At 71.9% G+C, this 18,544-nt stretch carries 16 protein-coding genes and 1 pseudogene; 6 read left to right on the top strand and 11 right to left on the bottom strand.

Translation table 11 applies throughout. The features are described 5' to 3' along the window. Positions 1 to 7: 7 nt before the first annotated feature. The 3 genes from ACWFR3_RS01855 to ACWFR3_RS01845 form a co-directional block, all read right to left on the bottom strand. On the bottom strand, positions 8 to 1,429 hold the full coding sequence (locus ACWFR3_RS01855) for a carboxyl transferase domain-containing protein (protein WP_453732541.1): 1,422 nt from the start codon (positions 1,427 to 1,429) through the stop codon (positions 8 to 10). After that, positions 1,422 to 2,873, bottom strand: coding sequence for an acyl-CoA synthetase (locus tag ACWFR3_RS01850; protein WP_453732540.1), 1,452 nt, complete (start codon positions 2,871 to 2,873; stop codon positions 1,422 to 1,424). The genes ACWFR3_RS01855 and ACWFR3_RS01850 overlap by 8 nt, the downstream gene beginning before the upstream one ends. Positions 2,874 to 3,011: 138 nt before the next feature. Further along, complete coding sequence (locus tag ACWFR3_RS01845) at positions 3,012 to 4,265, bottom strand: SLC13 family permease (protein ID WP_453732539.1); 1,254 nt, start codon at positions 4,263 to 4,265, stop codon at positions 3,012 to 3,014. A gap of 224 nt (positions 4,266 to 4,489) precedes the next feature. Here ACWFR3_RS01845 and ACWFR3_RS01840 point away from each other — a divergent pair, with 224 nt between their 5' ends. From ACWFR3_RS01840 to ACWFR3_RS01830, 3 genes are all read left to right on the top strand, one after another. After that, positions 4,490 to 5,221, top strand: a complete 732-nt coding sequence (locus ACWFR3_RS01840) for a FadR/GntR family transcriptional regulator (protein ID WP_453732538.1) — start codon at positions 4,490 to 4,492, stop codon at positions 5,219 to 5,221. Between the two features lie 112 nt (positions 5,222 to 5,333). After that, positions 5,334 to 6,083: an esterase/lipase family protein gene (locus tag ACWFR3_RS01835; protein WP_453732789.1), complete on the top strand. Its 750-nt coding sequence runs from the start codon at positions 5,334 to 5,336 to the stop codon at positions 6,081 to 6,083. Between the two features lie 48 nt (positions 6,084 to 6,131). After that, positions 6,132 to 7,421, top strand: a complete 1,290-nt coding sequence (locus ACWFR3_RS01830; protein WP_453732537.1) for a YhgE/Pip domain-containing protein — start codon at positions 6,132 to 6,134, stop codon at positions 7,419 to 7,421. Between the two features lie 35 nt (positions 7,422 to 7,456). Here the strand turns inward: ACWFR3_RS01830 and ACWFR3_RS01825 are convergent, their stop codons facing one another. From ACWFR3_RS01825 to ACWFR3_RS01790, 8 genes are all read right to left on the bottom strand, one after another. Then, a complete protein-coding gene (locus ACWFR3_RS01825) occupies positions 7,457 to 8,542 on the bottom strand; it encodes a YncE family protein (RefSeq protein WP_453732536.1) in 1,086 nt (361 codons plus the stop codon). 100 nt (positions 8,543 to 8,642) lie between these two features. Then, positions 8,643 to 9,179: an NUDIX hydrolase family protein gene (locus ACWFR3_RS01820; RefSeq protein WP_453732535.1), complete on the bottom strand. Its 537-nt coding sequence runs from the start codon at positions 9,177 to 9,179 to the stop codon at positions 8,643 to 8,645. A 15-nt stretch (positions 9,180 to 9,194) separates the two neighbouring features. Further along, the gene (locus tag ACWFR3_RS01815; protein WP_453732534.1) at positions 9,195 to 10,307 is read right to left on the bottom strand and encodes an iron-siderophore ABC transporter substrate-binding protein; all 1,113 of its coding nucleotides are present in this window, start codon (positions 10,305 to 10,307) and stop codon (positions 9,195 to 9,197) included. A 13-nt stretch (positions 10,308 to 10,320) separates the two neighbouring features. Then, entirely contained in the window at positions 10,321 to 12,198 is a 1,878-nt protein-coding gene (locus ACWFR3_RS01810) for an ABC transporter ATP-binding protein (protein WP_453732533.1), read from the bottom strand. After that, positions 12,195 to 13,889 carry an ABC transporter ATP-binding protein gene (locus tag ACWFR3_RS01805; RefSeq protein ID WP_453732532.1) on the bottom strand — a complete coding sequence of 565 codons (1,695 nt, stop codon included), beginning with the start codon at positions 13,887 to 13,889 and terminating at the stop codon, positions 12,195 to 12,197. The genes ACWFR3_RS01810 and ACWFR3_RS01805 overlap by 4 nt, the downstream gene beginning before the upstream one ends. 48 nt (positions 13,890 to 13,937) lie before the next feature. Beyond that, the gene (locus ACWFR3_RS01800; protein WP_453732531.1) at positions 13,938 to 14,795 is read right to left on the bottom strand and encodes an ABC transporter ATP-binding protein; all 858 of its coding nucleotides are present in this window, start codon (positions 14,793 to 14,795) and stop codon (positions 13,938 to 13,940) included. Between the two features lie 5 nt (positions 14,796 to 14,800). Beyond that, positions 14,801 to 15,868 (bottom strand): FecCD family ABC transporter permease, encoded by a 1,068-nt coding sequence (locus tag ACWFR3_RS01795; RefSeq protein ID WP_453732530.1) that lies wholly within the window; start codon positions 15,866 to 15,868, stop codon positions 14,801 to 14,803. Between the two features lie 2 nt (positions 15,869 to 15,870). Then, complete coding sequence (locus tag ACWFR3_RS01790) at positions 15,871 to 16,896, bottom strand: FecCD family ABC transporter permease (protein ID WP_453732529.1); 1,026 nt, start codon at positions 16,894 to 16,896, stop codon at positions 15,871 to 15,873. Between the two features lie 219 nt (positions 16,897 to 17,115). Between ACWFR3_RS01790 and ACWFR3_RS01785 the strand changes: the two genes are divergently transcribed. The 3 genes and pseudogenes from ACWFR3_RS01785 to ACWFR3_RS01775 form a co-directional block, all read left to right on the top strand. Then, positions 17,116 to 17,658 carry an FABP family protein gene (locus ACWFR3_RS01785; RefSeq protein WP_453732528.1) on the top strand — a complete coding sequence of 181 codons (543 nt, stop codon included), beginning with the start codon at positions 17,116 to 17,118 and terminating at the stop codon, positions 17,656 to 17,658. Positions 17,659 to 17,817: 159 nt separating this feature from the next. Next, entirely contained in the window at positions 17,818 to 18,333 is a 516-nt protein-coding gene (locus ACWFR3_RS01780; RefSeq protein WP_453732527.1) for a lytic polysaccharide monooxygenase auxiliary activity family 9 protein, read from the top strand. Between the two features lie 88 nt (positions 18,334 to 18,421). Further along, a pseudogene (locus tag ACWFR3_RS01775) lies at positions 18,422 to 18,544 on the top strand (dihydrodipicolinate reductase); the annotation flags it as partial.

Raw genomic sequence — 18,544 nt, 5'->3', positions numbered from 1 at the left:
ACTCCCGTCACCGTGCCACGAGGCCCCGCGCCAGGCCGAGTTCGACCAGGTCCTGCGGACGCAGGCGCAGCTGCTCCGCCGTCGACCGGATCTCCTCCTGCCCGCGCTTGAGGATCGCGGCGGCCTGCTCGGGGGCGATCACCGAGAAGTAACTGTCCGGCGTCGCCCAGAGGTTGTCCGGTGCCGCGAGGGCGAGCGCGCCGCCGGAGCCGCCCTCACCGATGATCAGCGAGGTGACCGGCACCGGTGAGGTGGCGACTGCGGCGAACAGATCGGCGATCGCCGCGCCCGCCCCCGCCCGTTCGGCCTCGTCCCCGTTCGCGGCCCCCGGTGTGTCGACGAGCGTGAGCACGGGAATGCCGAGCCGCCCCGCGAGCCGGACGAGCCGGGCCGCGGTGCGGTATCCGGCGGGCGTCGTCGCGGTCCCGCACTGCGCCGCGTAGGCGACCGCCCGCCCCTCGCGCAACCCGAACCCGCAGAGCATCCCCGGGTCCGTGCCCCCGCACCGGTCACCGTGCAGAGGCGCCCGTTCCGTGAAGTAGGCGTCCAAGTAAGCCCCGGCGCGCGGACGTTCGGAGGCGCGGGCGCGACTGACGGCTTCCCATCCGGTGGCGGGAAGGTCGGTGCGGCCGAGTGCGGCGGGGGGTTCGGCGGCTTCCGGGGGGTGGTGCGCCGCCGTGTCGTGGAGGGCGCGCGCATCCGGAGGGGAAACCGGAGGGGAAAGGAGCCTGAGGCGCAGGGCCAGGGCCTCGCGCAGCTCTTGGGGTCGTACGATCTCGTCGATCGCCCCGGCTGCCAGCTGGGCCTCCGCGGTGTATGCCGTGGGGTCCGCGTCCGCGGGGCGCACCCGGGACCCGGCGAAGCCGACCTGGCTGCCGGGCAGCGCCAGGGTCAGGTCGGCGCCCGCTCCCAGGGTGGCCCAGCCGCCGCCCGTCGCGGGATCGCGCAGGACGGCGATCCGGGCCAGGCCCGCGGCTCCGGTGAGCTCGGACTGGCGTGCCACGCGCTGGAGTTGGACCAGGGCGCGCATGCCTTCCTGCATACGGCTGCCGCCCGTCGCGATCAGCGAGACGACGGGCAGCCTGCGGTCCCTTGCCTGACGGTGCGCGGCCTCCAGCCTGTCCCCGGTGCGTTCTCCGAGGGAGCCGCCCAGGAAGCCGAATTCAAAGGAGACGATCACCGCCCGTGTGCCGCCGACGGCCGCGGTGCCGCAGACCACCGACTCCCGTTCGCCGGTGCGTTCCCCGGCGCGGGCGCGGGAATCCCCGTACCCCTGCCAGCCGAGCGGACCGTCCGGCCCTTCATCGGTGAACTCGGCTGCATTGACTGCATCGACTGTATTGAAGGGCAGTTCGTCGAACGAGTCCTTGTCGGCCACGGCGGCGATGGCCTCGCGGGCGGTCCACCGGCCGGGCGAGGGCTCAGGCATGCAGGGACCGCTTCATGATCTTTCCCATGTCGTTCCGGGGCAGCTCCGGCAGATAGTGCACGACCCGGGGCCGCTTGTGCGGGGCCAGTTGGGCGGCCACATGATCCGCCAAGTCCCCCTCTGCCGGGACCTGTTCCGGATCGGTCGGCACGATCCAGGCGACGATGCGCTCGCCCAGGTCGTCGTCCGGCTCGCCGGTCACGGCGGCTTCGCGTACACCCGGGTACTCGAGGAGGGCGTTCTCGATCTCACCGGCGCCGATCTTGTAGCCGCCGCTCTTGATGAGGTCGGTGGCCTTGCGGCCGACGATGCGGACATAGCCGTCGTCGTCACGCACCGCCATGTCGCCGGTGCGGAACCAGCCGTCGGCGGTGAAGGCCGCGGCGGTGGCGTCGGGCCGGTTCAGATACTCGGTGAACAGGTTCGGGCCGCGCACCTCGATCTCGCCGACCTCCTGGCGGTCCGCGGTCTCGGCGCCCGCCTCGTCCACGAGCCGCAGTTCCACGCCGCCCAGCGGCACCCCGACGGTTCCGGCGCGCGGTTCTCCGTCGGCCCGCACGCTCGTGTTCATCAGGGTCTCCGTCATGCCGTACCGCTCGATCACCCGGCGCCCCGTCGCCGACGCGATCCGCTCGTGGTCGTGCACGGGCAGCGCGGCCGAGCCCGAGACCAGGAGCCGCGCGCCGGACAGGGCCTTGGCGAGGCCGGGATCGGCGGGCAGCGCCTCCGCGATGCGGTGGTACATGGTGGGGACGCCGAACAGCATCGTGGCCCCGTCGGCCAGTTCGTGCCGCACGCCCTCGACGGAGAACCGCCCCAGGTGCCGCACCGAACCGCCCCGTCGCAGCGGCCCGAGGATGCCGAGGATGAGACCGTGCACATGGAACAGCGGCAGCCCGTGCACCAGCACGTCGTCGGAGGTCCACTGCCAGGCGTCCTCAAGGGCGTCCAGGGTGGCGGAGAGGGCCCGGCGGGGGAGCACCGCACCCTTGGGCGGCCCTGTGGTGCCCGAGGTGTAGACGACCAGGGCGGGGGAATCGGGGCCGGGCTCGACCGGCGTTGCCGGGGCGGTCGTGGCGGGGGTGGGCGTGATGTCCGTACGCTCCAATGCCCCCAGGGATACGGGGAGTTCGTCGCCCGGTGCCGCGAGTACCACCGACGGGGCGCTGTCCGCCACGATGTGCCCCAGCTCGCGCTCGCCGATCTTCGGGTTCAGCGGTACGACGGGCACACCGGCGAGCAGCGCGGCCACCACGCCGACCGCGGTTTCGAGCGTCGGCGTCGCCCACAGCGCGACCCGGCGCGCCGAGCCGATGGAGGCGGCCAGGGAACCCGCCGCTGCGGCGAGTTCGGCGTACGTCAGGGAGCGCTCGCCGAAGCGCAGGGCGGGGAGGTCGGAGCCCGCGACGAGGGCCGGGAAGAGGGGCGGGTGGGGAGAGCTCACGCTGCGTATCTCCTTGGTTGTCGCGTCGGTGCGTCGGTGCGTCGGTCCGTCCGTCCGCGCGTCCGTGCTTCGGTGATTCGGTACGTCGGTCGTTCGTGCGTCCGGGCCCGGCAGCTGCCGGGCCCGTGAGGATTCGTCCTACCCGAATCCTGGCACCACGAGGACGAGCCACACCGCCGCGGGCACCACGGCCACCACGATCCCGCCGTACACCATCAGCTGCCGGAAGAAGCGCTCCCGGTCGACGTCGGGGGCGGCGGCCAGCACCAGCGCGCCGTTGGTCGAGAAGGGGCTGACGTCGACGACGGTGGCGGAGACGGCGAGCGCCGCGATCATGCCGACGGCGCCGATCTCGCCCTGGGCCAGGAACGGCACGGCGAGCGGAATGAGCGCGCCCATGATCCCGACGGAGGAGGCGAACGCGGAGATGATCGCCCCGATGTAGCAGAGCAGCACGGCGGCGAGGAGCGGGACGCCGATGTCGGAGACGCCCTCACCGGCCCACTTGATGGTGCCCATCTCCTCCAGGACGCCGACGTAGGTCAGCACACCGCAGATCAGGAGCACGGTCGACCAGGCGATCTCGCCGACGGCCTTGCGGCTCGACTCCGGCCAGAACGCGCTCAGGATCACGGCCAGCGTGATGGCGCTCAGACCGGCGTCGAGGTCGAAGCCGAGTACGGCGACGACGAGGGCGACGAGGGCGGCGAGAGTGGCGATCTTGGCCGGATCGAGCCGCGAAGCATCCTCCTGATCGGCCGACTCGGACGCCTCGCGCGTGTCGCGACCGCCCAGCTTCAGCCCGCCGAAGAGGACGAACACGATCCCGGCGATGATGAGATTGGCGATCAGCGAGGCGAGGAAGAGGGCGACTTCGTTGCCCGGCAGGTTCTCGCGCTCCACGATGCCGTTGACGATGGAGCCGTAGATGCTGATCGGCGAGAAGCCGCCGCCCTGCGCTCCGTGCACCACCATGGCGCCCATCAGGAGCGGGCTGATGCCGTACTGCGCGGCGAAGCTCAGGGCGATCGGCGCGACGATCGCCACGGCGGCCGGGCTGACCGCGCCGATCGCGGTGAGCGCCCCGGTGATCACGAACATCACCCAGGGGATCAGCGCGATCCGCCCGCGTACCAGGCGGATCGAGGCGTGCACCAGCCAGTCCGTGGTGCCGTTGGCGCGGGCGATCGCGAACAGATAGGTGACGCCGACCAGGACGACGAAGAGGTCGCCGGGGAAGCCGGCGAAGATGCCGTCCGCGTCGAGATCGGCGGCCAGCTCGCCGACCGCGAAGGCGGCGGCGAAGGCGAGCGCGCCCATGTTGATGGAGCGGGTGGTGGCGATCACGAAGACCACCACGAGTACGAGGATGGAGATGAGTTCGGCGGACATCGTGGGCTCCCGTCCCTGGGGCCGTCCCTCAGTGGCCAAGTGGCTGAACCAATTTGGCCGTTGGCGGAACTCAGCGTCGGGGTATCGGTTTCGGCCGTCAAGAGATCGGACAGAAATTGGCTGGACCACTTGGCCACTCGTCCACTGCGGCGGCCGCTGTTAGGCTGCGAAACCATCGGCCGGGGACCGAAATACGGCACGGGGGCCGAAATGGGGGGGTTGGGATGTCTGACGCGCTGCGCCCCATGGGCAGGACGAGGCTGTACGAGCAGGTGCTCGACCGGCTGCGTGCCTACGTCGGCGAAGGCGGCCTGCGCTCCGGCGACCGGCTGCCCCCTGAGCGCGAACTGGCCCAGCGCCTTGGCGTGTCCCGCGCCTCCGTCAAGCAGGCCATCGTCGTACTGGAAGTGCAGGGTCTGGTCGAGGTGCGCCACGGCGGCGGCACTTACCTGGTCAAGGACAGCCTGGACGTCGAGCCCGTGGAGCGGCTCGTGGAGCGCAAGCGGCGGCTGCCCGATGTCCTGGAGGCGCGGGAGGCCCTGGAGACCAAGCTCGCCGAACTGGCCGCCGAGCGCCGCACGGAGGAGGACCTGCGGGCGATGCGGGACGCCCTCGATACGATGGCGCGGGAGATCGAGGAGGGCCGGCACGGCACCGAGGGCGACCGCCTCTTCCACGCCGCCGTGACCGCCGCCGCGCACAGCGTGCTGCTCGCCGAGTTCATGCGCTCCATCGCCGAGCAGATCACCGAGAGCCGCAACGAATCACTGCGCCAGGTGCGGCGCCCCGCCCGTTCCCTCGCCCAGCATCACGAGATCCTCGACGCGATCGAGGCCGGGCGCGGCCGGTCGGCGGCGGCAGCGATGCGCCGTCATGTGCGGACGGTCGCGAAGGTGCGGCTCCTCGACTGGAATCCGGAGGACGGGGCGAGCGCTCCGGATGGGCCCGAGGGATAGTACCCCCGGTAACTTCACTCCTTCACGGGGCTGTTCATTCGTCGTCGCAGACCTCACCATGCGCAGACCTCACCATTCTCGGCACGTCCGCCGGCCCGAAGGGGAACTCGTGCTGCGCCGATCTTCCGCACCGCTGACCATCGCGGCCGTCGCCGCCCTCCTGATGCCGCTGACCACGGCCAGGGCGGCGGACGACGCCGCCCCGAGGGCTGCCCGCACTCCGGTGATCTTCGTCCACGGCTACAACGCCGACCCCGGTGTGTGGGGCTCCCTGCGCGAGGACTTCAAGGCGTCCGGGTACACCGACGCCGAGCTGTTCTCCTGGGGATACGACACCAGCAAGTCGGTCAACGAAGTACTCTCCGGCCGGTTCGCCGCGTACGTCGAGCAGGTGCGCGCACAGTCGGGCGCCGCCAAGGTCGACATCGTCGCCCACTCCTTCGGCAGCCTCGTCACCCGCTGGTACGTCAAGCACGGCGGCGGCACCGGGAAGGTCGCCCACTGGGCATCGCTCGCGGGACCCAACCACGGCACCGCCACGGCCTGGGCGTGCGCCGCCTGGTCCCAGGCCTGCCGTGACATGACACCGGGCTCGTATGTCCAGGACCGGCTCGCGGACGGCGACGAGACACCGGGCGACGTCGCCTACGCGACCTGGTGGTCCAACTGCGACGAGGTCATCAACCCGGACAGCAGCGTGCCGATCGACGGCGCGCGGAACAATGCGGCGGGATGCCTCAAGCACAATGACCTGCTGGGAGATGACGGGGTGTCACAGGGGGTGCGGGACTTCGTCGGCGGTCAGCCCGGCTCCTCGTGGGGGCGCACAAGGGAACCCATTCGCCTGGTCCTTCGCTCCTGAACGTGTTGCTCGCGCCGGCCTTCGCATGCGCCGTCGAAGCTAGGCGCCATGGACGACGACAACGCTCCCCGCCGCACCGGCCCCGGCGCCCGCGCCTCCGCGCTACTGCGCCGCCCCAAGCTGTGGCTGGTGCCCACCGTTCTGACCGGGCTGCTCGCCCTGCTGCTCTCCCTGCTCTACATGGGCGGCATCATCAGCCCCAACCGCGACCTGCGCGACCTGCCCCTGGCCGTCGTCAACATGGATCAGGGAAAGCCTCCGGCCGGGCAGAAGCAGAACCTGGGAACGCAGGTCGCCGAGACCGTCCTCTCGGACACGTCGAGCGACAAGGCCGACTGGCGCGGGCTCACGCGGGGCCGGGCACAGGACGACCTTGACTCCGGCAAGATCTACGGCGCCCTGGTCATCCCCGCGGACTTCACGGACTCCGTCGCCGCGCTCGGCACCGCGCGCGCGACGCAGCGGCCGACGATGACGATCCTCACCAACCCCGGTATGGGCAGCCTCGGTTCCTCCCTGGCGAGCAAGATCACCACGGCGGCCGCGCAGCAGTCGTCCCAGGCCATCGGCGAGCAGCTGAAGTCGGCGGGCGCCGACGAGAAGGCGGGCGCCACCGCGAGCCTGTTCCTGGCCGACCCCGTCGCCGTGACGACCCGGGTCGGCCACCCCATCGGCGAGAACAGCGGCCTGGGTCTGAGCGCGTTCTACTACACCCTGCTGCTCGTCCTTGCCGGGTTCCTCGGCGCCAACCTCATCGGCATGGGAGTCGACACCGCTCTCGGCTACGCCGACACCGAGATCGGCCCCTGGCACACCCGTCGCCCGACCGTGCCGATCAGCCGCACCCAGACGCTGCTCCTGAAGATGGTGATGACAGCCGGCATCACGGTCCTGACGACCACTCTGATCATGCTGGCCACCGTCGCGATCCTGGGGATGGACGCCACCCACCTGCCGCTGCTGTGGATCTTCTCCTACTGCGCGAGCCTCGCGGTCGGCCTGGGAGTGCAGGCCATCAACGCGGCCTTCGGAGGGATCGGCCAGCTCGTCTCCATGTTCGTGTTCATCGTCCTTGGCCTGCCCTCCTCCGGGGCCACCATCCCGCTGGAGGCGGTCCCCGGCTTCTACCGCTTCCTCGGCATCTTCGAGCCGATGCGCCAGCTCAGCGGCGGCGTCCGCGCCATCCTCTTCTTCGACGCCCGCGCCGATGCCGGGCTCGGCCGCGCCTGGATCATGATCGCGGTCGGGAGCGTCGTGGCCGCGGTCTTCGGGTTCGCGATGACCCGCTACTACGACCGCAAGGGGCTGCACCGCATGACGCCGCAGCCCTCGCCCTGAACATGCGTCGGCGAACGCGCGTCGGCGAACGCGCCTCAGCGGCGCAGGCGGACGCGGGTGAGCAGGTCTTCGCCCGCGGGGCCCGAGCCCGACTTGTCGACCACGTACGCGTGACCGTCCGCCACGTGGACGTGGTTGGGGTTCGCGCCGGTGGCCACGGACTTCACGACGGCTCCCTTGTGCGGGTCGACGAACGTGACGGTGGCGCTCGTACGGTTGACCGCCAGGACGTGCCCCGAGCGGTGGTCGACGGCCACGGACTTGGTGCCCCCGCCGGTGGCCACGGACCGGGTGACCGCGCCCTTGCGCAGGTCTACGACGGTGACGGTGCCGGAGGTCTGGTCGGCGGTGTAGGCGGTGCGGCCGTTCCTGGAGAGGGCGATCGAGAGCGAGCCCTGCCCGGCCGGGATGAGCCGCGGGCTCCCGGCGCCGGGGGAGACCTCGATGATCCGGGCGCCGTGGAAGTCGGCGGCGTACACCGCGCCGGTCCGCTTGTTCAGGGCCAGGCCCGTCGGGCCGGTGCCGGGGACGGTGACGCGCTCCTTCTCCTTGAAGGTGGCGGAGTCGAACGCGACGAGGGTGCCGTCGCCGAAGGCGCTCGCCCACACCGTGTCGCGCCGCTCGTCGACGACTATCTCGCGGGCGTGGTTCACGCCGGGCAGCGTGGCGAGACGCTTGCCGGTGCGCTGGCTGTAGACGGCGACGGAGTGATCGCGGGTGTTCGTCGTCCAGACGGTGTTGTGCTCGTCGTCGACGGCGACTCCGTAGACCGACTCGACCGCACCGGTGGCCGTGTCCGTGACCGGCGTTCGGTAGGACTTCTCCACCTTCAGCGTGTCCGGGTCGACCCGCAGCAGTCTGGAGTCGGTGACCGTGGCGGGCGGCATGCCCACGGAGGAGGTCATCCAGAGCGCGTCGTTCCGCTCCGAGTACGCGGACTGGTACAGGCCTTGCCTGATCGGCACCGAGGTCGGCGAGGCCACCGATACCACCGAGGCGTCGGGCGAGCCGCTCCTCGCGGTGTCGGCGGCCGCGGTGCCGGTCGGGACCAGGGCACTTCCCGCGGCGAGCGACACGGTGATCGCGGTGGAACGGCGGGCCCGGCGGATGGTTGAGCTCATGCTGCGTCGATCTCCTTGGCAGAGGTGCCTCCGGAGGGAGGCACTCGCCGATCAACTTAGCCGAGCCTTACCTAAATAGTCATGCCCCGTGTGCAGGTCCTCAGGACAGGCAACCCGCGTGCGCGAGGGCCTGCTTGAGGAGCACGCCGTGACCGCCCGGCATCTCGTGCTGGACCAGCTCGGACGAGGCCTCCTGCGGACTGAACCAGGCCAGGTCGAGAGCGTCCTGGCGGGGACGGCAGTCGCCGGCCACCGGGACGATGTAGGCGAGGGACACCGCGTGCTGGCGGGGGTCGTGGAACGGCGTGATGCCGTGCGTCGGGAAGTACTCGGCGACGGTGAAGGGCTGAAGGGATGCCGGGACGCGGGGGAGCGCCGCAGGGCCGAGGTCCTTCTCCAGGTGGCGCAGCAGGGCGTCCCGGACCCGCTCGTGGTGCAGGACCCGGCCGGAGACGAGGGAGCGGCTGACCGCCCCGTCCCGCCCCATGCCCAACAGCAGTCCGATGCTGGTGACTTCGCCGTTGTCGTCGACGCGCACCGGCACCGCCTCGACGTACAGGATCGGCATGCGTGCACGGGCCTGCTCGAGCTCGTCGGAGGTCAGCCAGCCGGGCGTGGTTTCGGTCGTGTCAGACATCGGCTGATCATACGTTCACTGGCTGCCGGCGTGCTGCTCCACCTTCGTCGCGGTGTCGCCGTCGACGGCCGCCGCCAGTTGCGGCACCAGGCGTTCCAGCATGTAGGGCAGGCTCAGGACCGACACGAACGAGACGGAGTTTCCGTAGTCGCTCGTCTCCGCGACGTAGACCTCGCGGTCCTCCTCGGCCACGTTCAGATCGGCGTAGAGGGCGTTCCTGTCGAGCTTGGCCTCGTCCTTGGCCGGGTCGGACGCGAGCCACACGATCGCGTCGGTGTCCAGGAGATCGGTGCGTTCCTTGCTGATGTTGGCGCCGAACTCGTCGCCGATGACCTTGTCCAGGCCGCCGGGCAGGGTGAAGCCGAGGCCGGTGAGAACGCGCGATCGGGGGTCCTGGCTGCCGAAGGCGAAGATTCCCTCGTACGGGGTGGCCATCACGGCGCTGGACTTCGCGAACGCCGGGTTCTCCTTGGCCGCGGTCTTGAACTCGGCCTCGACGCCCGTCACCAGCTTCTTCGCCTCGGCCTCCTGGCCCAGCGCCTTGCCGATGGTCTCGGTCTGCTGCTGCCACGGGACCCCGAAGTCGTTGTACTCCTTGGGCTGGGCCACCACCGGGGCGAACTTCGACAGGGTCGTGTACTGCTCCTCGGTCAGACCTCCGTAGACGGCGAGGATCAGGTCCGGGCCGAGTGCGGCGATCTTCTCCGTCTGCGGTCCCGTGCCGGTGTCCTTCAGGACGGTGGGCGCCTTGGCGTCGCCGAGCTTGTCGGCGGCCCAGGGGCCGACGGCGCCCTTGTAGCCGCCCAGCCACTCGGTGGTGCCGACGGGGACCTTGCCGAGGGCGAGCACGGCGTCCTGGTCGGTCAGGCCGACCGTGACGATGCGCTTGGGCTCCGACTTGACGGTGGTGCTGCCGTACTTGTGCGCGATGCTCACCGGGAAGGCGCCGCTCGCGGACGAGGCCCCCGCCGAGTCCGTGCCGGAATCGTCTTCGGAGCCGCAGGCCGTGGCCGTGCCCAGGAGGAGGAGCGCCGAGGCGAGCGCGGCGGCGATACGGGTGCGTCCGAGGGTGCGTCCGGGGGTGCGTGCGGGGGTGCGTGCGGGAGCACGTCTGGGAGAGCCGAGCATCAGTCGTCGTCCTTCACGGTGTGGTGTCGGGTCCGGCGTGGTGCGTGGGGGCTTTGTCGGTCGCGGTGCGGGTGCCGGACCAGGCCTGCCAGAGCGAGGCGTAGGGCCCGGAGCCTTCGCGCAGTTCGTCGTGGGTGCCGCTCTCCACGATCCGGCCGCCTTCCATGACGACGATCCGGTCGGCGGTCGCGGCCTGGGTGAGACGGTGCGCGACGACCAGCGCGGTGCGTCCCTCGATCGCCCGGCCCGCGGCCTTCTCCAGCAGACGCGCGCCGGTGCTCCCCGCCTCGGCCGTCGCCTCGTCGAGCACGGCCACCGGCGGGTCGGCCAGCATGAGGCGGGCCAGGGCCAGTTGCTGGACCCGGGCGGAGGTGAGCCGGTGGCCGCCGTCGCCCACCACGGTGTCCAGGCCGTCGGGCAGCGCTTCGACCCAGTCGAGCGCTTCGACCTCGGTCAGCGCCGTGCGCAACTCTTCGTCGGTGGCGTCGGGCCGGGCCAGGCGCAGATCGTCCGCGAGCGACCCGGCGAAGACGTGCGTCTCCTGGGTGACCAGGGCCACCGGCAGTCCGTTGCCCCGGCTCCGGGCCGCGGGCAGGTGCACGGAGCCCGCGGTCGGCTTGTGCACCCCCGCGATGAGCTTGGCCAGGGTGGTCTTGCCCGCGCCGCTCGGGCCGACCAGGGCCACCCGCTCGCCGGGGCGGAGCGTGAGGTCCACGTTCTGCAGGACGGGGCGGCCCGGTATGTACGCGTGGTCGATGCCGGTCACGGTCACGGTGCCGTCCGGCGCCGCACCGGGCTCGTGCGGCTGCTCTGCCTGTGCCGCCTGTGCCGTCCGCGCGGCAGCGGGCTCCGGGGTCGGCTCGTCGGCGACGCCGACCAGACGGGCGAGCGAGGCGGTCGCCGACTGTGCGTCGTCCAGGAGCACGAGTGCGGAGTTGACCGGCGCGAACAGGCTGTGGAAGTAGAGCGCGGCGGCGGTCGCGGTGCCGATGGACACGGAGTCCGCGCGGACGAGGAAGAAGCCGGCGACGAGAACCGCGGCCAGGCCGGTGTACTCGGCGACGTGCAGGCGGTTGTAGAAGTCGAGGACGAGGCGGATGCCGCGCATCTTCAGCGCGACCGCGGTCGACGAACGCCGCGTCACCCGCTCGGTGTGCTCCTCCTCGATGCGAAAGCCCCGCACCGTGCCCGCTCCGGAGATGGTGTCGAGCAACTGCTGCTGCTGTGCTCCGGTGGCGATGCGCTGCTGGGCGTAGAGCGGCACGGCATGGCGTACGTACCAGCGGGCGGTGGACGCCTGGACGGGCACCGCGAGGAGGGCCGCGACCAGGAAGCGCCAGTCGAGTGCCGCCATCGCGGCCAGCGTCAGGACGATGGCGAGGAGGGAACGGGCCAGTTCGGGCAGGGCGCTGCGCACCGCCTCGCCGACCACCGAGACATCGCGGGTCACCCGCGCGGTGAGGTCCCCGGCCCCGGCCTTCTCCACCTGTTCCAGCGGCAGCCGGAGGGCCTTCTCCACGAACCGCTCGCGCAGCTGCGCGAGGACGGTCTCGCCGAGCCGGGAGACGAGGGAGAGGCCCAGCGAGGTGGTTGCGCCGTGCACGAGGGCCACCAGGACGAGCAGGACGACCGGCAGCGTGAGGTCTCCCGGCGGGCGTTGACCGGCCACCAGGTCCACGATGCGGCCGAGGATCGGCTGGACGAGCAGCCCCACGCCGGTCGCCGCGATCATCACCGCGAAGCCGCCCGCGGCGAGGCCGCGGTGCGGACGCACCAGCTCGCGGACCGCGGCGCGGGTGCGCTGCGCGGTGGCGGTGGGGAGCAGCTCGCGGGTGTCCGCCCGCTGCTCCGCCGACGTCTCGTTCGTGGTTTCGTTCGTGGTCTCGTTCATGCCAGCACCGCCGCGCGATAGGTCTCGTGCCGCTGGATCAGGTCGGCGTGCGGGGCCGTGTCGGTGACCCGGCCCTCGTCCAGGAGCACCACCCGGTCGGTGACCGAGAGCAGTGCGGGGCTCGTGGTCACCAGGACCGTGGTGCGGCCCTTGCGGATCTCGCGGAGTCCGGCGGCGATGCGGGCCTCGGTCACGGCGTCGACCGCGGTGGTCGGGTCGTGCACCACCAGGACCGGCCGCTCGGCGGCCAGTGCGCGGGCCAGGGCGACGCGTTGGCGCTGGCCGCCCGAGAGCGAGTGGCCGCGTTCGCCGACCGGCGTGTGCTCTCCGTCCGGCAGGGTCTGGGCGACCTGGGACACTCCGGCGGCCGCCATCGCCTGCTCCGGGTCGCTGCCCTCGGGTGCGGCGGCCGTGACGTTCTCGCGGACGGTGCCTTCGAAGAGGTCCGCGTCGTGCGCGGCGACCAGCATCGCCGTGCGCAGTTCGGCCGGGTCGAGGTCCCGCAGGGCGATGCCGTCAAGCTCCACGGTCCCGGTGCCGGGATCGGCGTGCCGGGCCAGGCAGCGCATCAGGTCGCCCGCGTCGGCGGGGTCGGTCGCGACCACGCCGAGCAGCTCGCCGGGCGCGACGTCCAGGTCCACTCCGCGCAGCCCGCCGTGCCGTACGCCGTCGAGGCGGACCGCGCCGCGCACCGGCTGGGGCAGGCTGCGGCCGCCGGCTGCGATGGCGGGCGGCGTGGCGATGACCTCCGCGACCCGCCCTGCCGATGCCCGGCCCTGTGCGAGCTCGGCGTTGACCCAGGAGAGCGTCTCCAGGGGGCCGACGAGGAAGAGCGCGAGCCCCACCGCCGACACGAGCTCGCCGAGGCTGATGCTGCCCCCGGCGGCCAGCCTGCCGCCCACCAGGGCGACCACGGCGATCAGGCAACCGGTCAGCGCAAGGACCACGCCGCTCTGGAAGGCCTGCGCGCGCGCCGCCTTCAGGGTGGCCCCCAGGGAGTCGCGGCTCGTGGTGCGGTAGCGGGCGATGGCCGCCGACTCGCCGCCGATTCCCTTCAGTATCCGCAGGCCCGACACCAGGTCGGCGGCGACGGCCGACGCGTGGGCGGCACGTTCCTGCTCGGCCTCGCTGCGGCTTTCGAGGGGCTTGCTCAGCAGGTGTCCGAGCCAGAGCAGGACGGGTGTGCCGAGCAGGACGACGAGGCCGAGCGTCAGCGACATGCGCAGCAGGACGACGGCACAGGTGAGGATGCCCATCAGCGCCGACGTGCCGGCCATCACGGCCATGTTGACGGCGCCCACCCGCTTGGCGTCCTCGGTGGCGGTGTTGGCGAGGGCTCCGGGCAGCCGGCCCTCCTCGGCGCCGCCGCCGGGGTCGAGCACGCGTCGTACGAGAGAGATGCGCAAGGTGTGTTCGGCGCGGGCAGCGGCCCGTTCACCGGCCATGGCGCCGAAGCGGAAGCTCAGCGCGAGTGCCACATAGCCCACGGCGAGTACGCCGAGGCAGATCAGCAGGGCGCCGGTGTCGGAGTCGGTGACGGCCTGGTCGATCGCGACGCCGATCAGGACCGGGACCAGGGCCTCGCCTATCTGGTGGCCTGAACCCAGCAGGGAGCCCACGGCGACATCGCGCCGCTGCCCCCGTATCGACTCTCTCAGGACGTCCCGCCCCGACGGACTTGAAGAACTCACCCGCCACCCTCTCCAGGCCGGACAATGGAAAAGCTAAGTGAGGGTACCCTAAGTTTCCGGAATCGGGTCCCCGTGGTGGCGTCCCACGGGAATGACCAGCGGTGTGCCGCTGACCGGGTCCGGGGTGATGCGGCACCGCAGCTCGAAGACGTCCCGCACCAGGTCCGCGGTGATGACCTCGGCCGGGGTGCCTTCCGCCGCGATCCGCCCGGCCTTCATGGCGACGACATGATCGGCGTAACGGCAGGCCTGGTTGAGGTCGTGCAGCACCATCACCACGGTGCGGTTCTCGCGCCGGTTGAGGTCGGTGATCAGGTCGAGCACGTCGATCTGGTGCGCCAGGTCGAGGTAGGTCGTCGGCTCGTCGAGGAGCAGTACGGGGGTGCCCTGGGCGACCGCCATGGCGATCCAGGCGCGCTGGCGCTGGCCGCCGGAGAGTTCGTCGACGGGACGGTCCGCGAGGGACGTCATGCCGGTGGCGGCAAGCGCCTCGTGGACGGCACGCTCGTCGGACTTCGACCACTGCCGCCACCAGGTCTGGTGCGGTGAACGGCCGCGGTTGACCAGGTCGGCGACGGTCAGGCCCTCCGGTGCGACCGGGCTCTGCGGCAGGATGCCCAGGCGCTGGGCCAGTTCCCTGCTCGGTATGGAGTGCAGCGCGCGGCCGTCGAGATGGACGGCGCCTTCGCGGGGCGCGAGCAGCCGGGCCAGGGCGCGCAGGAGGGTGGACTTGCCGCAGGCGTTGGGGCCCACGATGGCCGTGATGCGGCCCGGCGGTACGGACAGGTCGATGCCGTCCACCACCGGGCGGTCGCCGTAGGCCAGACGCAGGTCACTGGCCCGCAGCTGCACGTCGGCGGCGGGCGCGGTGATGGCCGCGGAGTCGGCGGGGGAGTCGGTCGGCACGGGGATCAACCTCCTGAACCCGCGCGGTTCGCGCGGACGAGCAGCCAGAGCAGGACGGGCGCCCCGAGCACGCCGGTGACGATGCCGACCGGCAGTTCCGTGCCGGAGAACAGCGTGCGGGCGATGAGATCGCTGCCGAGGACCACCACGGCCCCCGTCAGTCCCGACGCGAGGGTGGGCGGCCACGCGGTACGGGCCAGGCGCTGGGCGATCTGCGGAGCGGCGAGCGCCACGAAGGCCACGGGCCCGGCGGACGCGGTGGCGAAGGCGACGAGCCCCACCCCGGTGAGCAGCACGGCCAGGCGCACCGGCTGCACCCGGGTGCCGAGCCCGGTGGCCACGTCGTCACCGAGTTGCAGGGTGCGAAGGAGCCGCCCGAGCAGCAGCGCCGCCGGCAGCAGTACCGCGAGCGCGATCGCGAGTGGCCCGACCTGATTCCACGTACGGCCGTTGAGGTTGCCGACCAGCCAGCCGAGCGCGGCCTGCGCCTGGAAGCGTCCGCCCCTGGCCACGAGGTAGTCGGTCGCGCTGGTGCAGATCCAGGCCACGCCGATGCCGACCAGGATGATCCGGTAGCCGGTGGCGCCGCGTCGCCAGGCGAGGGCGTACACGACGAGCGCCGTGACGAGCGCGCCGAGCAGCCCGAGGCCCTGGGTGCCGAGGCCGCCGTCCCAGCCCAGGACGATCCCCGCGACGACGGCGGTACCCGCGCCCTGGGTCAGGCCGATCATGTCGGGGCTGGCCAGCGGATTGCGGGTCATGGTCTGGAACAGCGCGCCGCTGACGCCGAAGGCGGCCCCGGCGAGGAGCCCGACCAACGCGCGGGGCAGCCGCAGTTCCCGGACCACGAGCACGGTGCCCGCGTCGCCGGAGCCGAACAGGGCGCGTACGACATCGGCGAGGGCGATCGGATAGTCGCCGGTCGACAGGCCCCAGCAGAACAGCAGGAAGGCGGCCACGGCGAGCAGCGCGCTCAGCGCCACGAGCCGGGGGCGCAGGATCCCGGAGACGGGCGGCACCGTCAGGCGGTAGGTGCGGAAAGGGGAGTTGAGCCCGGCTTCCGGATCGCTCATCCTCACACCTCCGACAGGTGGCGTCGGCGGACCATGGCGATGAAGAACGGGCCGCCGATGAAGGCGACGACGACGCCCGCCTGGATCTCGACGGGCCGTGCCACGACACGTCCGACGATGTCGGCGGCCAGCAGCAGACACGGTGCGAGCAACGCCGAAAGCGGAAGCAGCCAGCGGTGGTCCGGGCCGATCCCCGCCGACCGGGCGAGGACGCGGGCGATGTGCGGGACGATCAGGCCGATGAAGACGACCGGGCCGATCACCGCGACCGCCGCGCCGGTCAGGAGCGTGACGGCGGCGACGCCCTGCAGCCGGACCAGGCCGAGCCGCCGCCCGAGCGAGGCCGCCACGTCGTCGCCCAGGGCCAGGCTGTTGAGCGCCGGTGCGCAGGCCAGGGCGAGGACCGTGCCCACGGCGATGAAGGGCAGGATGCGCAGGACGGTGGCGCTGTCCTGGTCGGCCATGGAACCGGCCGAGAAGAAGCGGTAGCGGTCCAGCGCGTCGGGGTCGGTGAGCGCTATCGCGCTGGTGAGGGAGGAGAGCAGCGAGGTCACCGCGACTCCGGCGAGCGCCAGTTTGACCGGCGTCAGGCCGGAGCGGCCCAGTCTGCCGAGGAGGTGGACCACGACGCTCGCCACGAGAGCGCCCGCGAAGGCGAACCAGACGTACCCGTGGAAGGAGCCGATCCCCAGCACCCCGACGGCAAGCACGAGGGCGAAGGACGCACCGGCGCTGACGCCGAGAATGCCCGGATCGGCCAGGGGGTTGCGGGTCAGGGCCTGCATGAGCGCGCCGGCGATGCCGAGGGCCGCGCCCGCCGCGAGGCCGAGCGTGGTGCGGGGCACGCGCGCCGACCAGACGATGTTCTCCACGAACCGGCTCGGCGCGTGGCCGAACAGGGCCCGCACCACCTGGTCCGGCGGAACGGAGGCCGCACCGACGGCTATCGAAAGGACGCAGAGCGCGGCGAGGACGGCACAGAGGAGGCCTGCCAGCAGGGCCGGACGGACCCGTTTGCTCCGCGTCACCGTGCGGTCTCCAACAGCCGACTCCCTTGCTGAGGGCGGGACTTGGGGGTGCTGCAGGGGTCCGTGTTCCGCCGAGGCCGGGCCGGTCGATTAGGTTACCCTAACTTTTCGGCCACCACCGGTGAGAGCTCCCGCCGCCGCCCCCGCCTGCCGGAATCGTTCCGCGCGGCCCCCTAGGCTTCCTCCCGGCACCGGCACCTACCCCCTGGAGCGCACACCGTGTTCGACCCCGCACCGGAGTACCCGTACCCCGACGGTCACCGCCCGGACGAGGCGCCCGCGCCGCACGAACTGCTCGCGCCCGTGCTCGGTCTCCTGGGCACCTGGCACGGCCGGGGCCAGGGCGAATACCCCACCATCGAGGCGGACTTCGCCTACGCCCAGGAAGTCACCTTCAGCCACGACGGCCGCCCCTTCCTGCACTATGAGGCGCGGGCCTGGATCCTGGACGCCGACGGCGCACCGCTGCGGCCGTCCGCACGCGAGAGCGGCTGGTGGCGGCTGCAGCCCGACGGCCGGGTGGAGGCGCTGATCACCCAGCCCACCGGCATCGCCGAGATCGCGGTGGGCCGAGCGGCCGACGGCACGATCGACCTCTCCACCCACGAGGTGGCCCGCACCCCCACGGCCAAGGAAGTGGAGGCCACGCGCCGCCGCTACGAACTGACGGACGCCGACACCCTCACCTTCGTCCACGACCTCGCGGCGGTCGGACAGCCGTTGCAGCACCACCTCTCGGCACGGCTCACGCGCAAGGCGTAGGCACCGCGCAGGCGTACCGCTGGGGCCGCCCGTACGTGGCCCGAAAGCAGCCTTGACCGAGGCCCGCCAAAGTCTATGGTCTGGACTAATCGGCCATCGTGAACATCTGGCCCCAGCACTTCACGCACACCCCCACCCCAGCGCCGTGAAGGAGTACGCATGCACAGGAAGCGGAAGTTGGCCGCCATGATCGGTGCGGGCCTGGCACCGGTCCTCGCCCTCACCCTGCCCACCGGTTCGGCAAGCGCGCACGGATACGTCAACGCACCGGCCAGCCGGCAGGCGCAGTGCGCCTCGGGCGCGGTCTCGTGCGGCGAGATCAAATGGGAACCCCAGAGCGTCGAGGGCCCCAAGGGCCTGCGCAGCTGCAGCGGCGGCAACGCCAGGTTCGCCGAGCTCAACGACGACAACAAGGGATGGAAGGTCAGCAACGTCAGCAGGACGCAGACCTTCACCTGGACGTTCACCGCACGGCACCGCACCGCGAACTACGAGTACTTCGTCGACGGCACGAAGGTCGCGACGATCGACGGCGGCAACCAGCAGCCGCCGGCCACCGTCTCGCACCAGGTCAACCTCGGCAGCGCCACCGGCAGGCACAAGGTGCTGGCCGTCTGGAACATCGGCGACACGTCGAACGCCTTCTACGCGTGCATCGACGTGAACATCCGCTAGGACAGGCGCTCTCACCCCCGCACCCCTGACGGAAATCTCTCCGGTCATGGCCCTATGAACTGATACGCCCTCTGGCTACCCTCCGCGCATGATTTCCACGGTTGTCTGGGGTACCGGAAATGTCGGCCGAGCGGCCATCCGTGCCGTCGAGGCCCACCCGGCGCTGAAACTCACCGCCGTGCTCGTCCACAGCCCCGGCAAGGTCGGCCGC

The sequence above is a fragment of the Streptomyces sp. NPDC055189 genome (assembly GCF_053606765.1).
Note: the sequence above shows the minus strand (reverse complement) of the source record. Positions and strands in the feature narration are given on the sequence as shown.